Annotated in this window: 2 protein-coding genes; both read right to left on the bottom strand. The window is 69.5% G+C overall.

All coding sequences use genetic code 11. The features are described from left to right. A partial coding sequence (locus ACWPOB_RS28515) for a dTDP-4-dehydrorhamnose 3,5-epimerase family protein (RefSeq protein WP_455402871.1) occupies positions 1 to 200 on the bottom strand: 200 nt, incomplete at its 3' end. A 2-nt stretch (positions 201 to 202) separates the two neighbouring features. Beyond that, on the bottom strand, positions 203 to 955 hold a 753-nt coding region (gene rfbA, locus ACWPOB_RS28510; RefSeq protein ID WP_455402870.1), incomplete at its 5' end, for a glucose-1-phosphate thymidylyltransferase RfbA.

Raw genomic sequence — 955 nt, 5'->3', positions numbered from 1 at the left:
GGGACGTCGGCGTAGTGGATGCCGCGCAGCACCCCGGCGGCGGAGACCGAGCAGTTGGCCTGGGCGAGGTCGAGGGCGCGTCCGGCGGCGTCGGTGAAGGTGGGTTGTTTGAACCACTCGTAGAAGACGCCGCGGTCGTCGCCGAACTGTCGGGGGGTGATCTCGTAGGCGCCGGGGATCTTCAGTTCGCGGTAGTGCACCGTCAGTGTCCTTCCCGGTCGAGCAGGTCGAGCAGGTAGCTGCCGTAGCCGGATTTGACCAGCGGCGCGGCCAGGGCGCGCAGGTCGTCGTCGGTGATGAAGCCGCGCCGCCACGCGACCTCCTCGGGGGCGCCGATCTTCAGGCCCTGGCGTTGTTCGATGGTACGGACGTAGTTGCCGGCGTCGAGCAGCGAGTCGAAGGTGCCGGTGTCGAGCCAGGCGGTGCCGCGCGGGAGGACCTCGACCTGGAGTCGGCCGGCCTCGAGGTAGGTGCGGTTGATGTCGGTGATCTCGTATTCGCCGCGGTCCGACGGGCGCAGACCGTGGGCGATGGCGACGACCTCGTTGTCGTAGAAGTACAACCCGGGCACCGCGAAGTTCGACTTCGGGGTGGCCGGCTTCTCCTCGAGCGAGAGCGCCCGGCCGTCGGAGTCGAACTCGATCACCCCGTAGGCCCTGGGATCCGAGACGCGGTAGGCGAACACCGCGCCGCCGTCGAGGTCGGCGAACCGGGTGAGCTGGGTGCCCAGGCGGGGGCCGTAGAAGATGTTGTCGCCGAGGACGAGGGCGACGCTGCCGGTGCCGATGTGCTCGGCCCCGAGCACGAACGCCTGGGCGAGCCCGTTCGGCTCCGGCTGCACCCGGTAGGTCAGGTTCACCCCGTAGCGCGACCCGTCGCCGAGCAGGCGCTGGAACTGCGGAGCATCCTCGGGCGTGGTGATGATCAGGATGTCGCGGATCCCGGCGAGCATGAG

It is taken from the genome of Rhodococcus sp. 2H158, assembly GCF_053764755.1.
Note: the sequence above shows the minus strand (reverse complement) of the source record. Positions and strands in the feature narration are given on the sequence as shown.